Annotated in this window: 1 pseudogene; it reads right to left on the bottom strand. The window is 68.5% G+C overall.

Going from position 1 to position 502, the window contains the following annotated elements:
• A pseudogene (locus tag A5780_RS40980) lies at positions 1-502 on the bottom strand (hypothetical protein); the annotation flags it as partial.

Here is a 502-nt window from a genome sequence, read left to right as displayed (position 1 = left end):
CGGGTCGACCCACACCGGCGAGGCGAGAAGGTCGATGTCTCGGGTGTCTCCGGTGAGGTAGTCGACGACGAAGTCGATGCGGGCGCGGTCGTCTCCGGTGATGCCGGCGGAATCCAGATCAGCGGCCAGCTGCACCCGCCGCTGCTCGACAGCCGCCAGCGCGGCCGCGGGGTCCTCGTCGATGCTCTCGCCTCGCCACCGCAAAAGCGCCTGTGTCGCCGCGGTTTTGGTGGACTCGTCGAGCGCCAGCCCGCCGACCTGGTCGATCACCTCGCCTTGACGGGCGAACAGCGCGGAGGCTTCGACGTAGGTCTGGCGAGCGATCGGGTCGAAGCCGGGATTGATGCTGACCTGCATCTGCTCGGTGTCGATGACCACACCCCACTGGTCGGCGAAAGCGTTCCGCAGCTCGTCGAGTTTCTCGGCCGCGATCTCGGAGTTCTCGTGCCAGGTCAGCGCCTCGGCCAGCGCGGAGGTCAGCGCCCACCGGTTGCCCCACACG

It is taken from the genome of Nocardia sp. 852002-20019_SCH5090214, assembly GCF_001665865.1.
In the GTDB taxonomy this organism is placed as follows: Bacteria; Actinomycetota; Actinomycetes; order Mycobacteriales; family Mycobacteriaceae; genus Nocardia; species Nocardia nova.
This window is presented reverse-complemented; position numbering and strand designations above follow the sequence as displayed.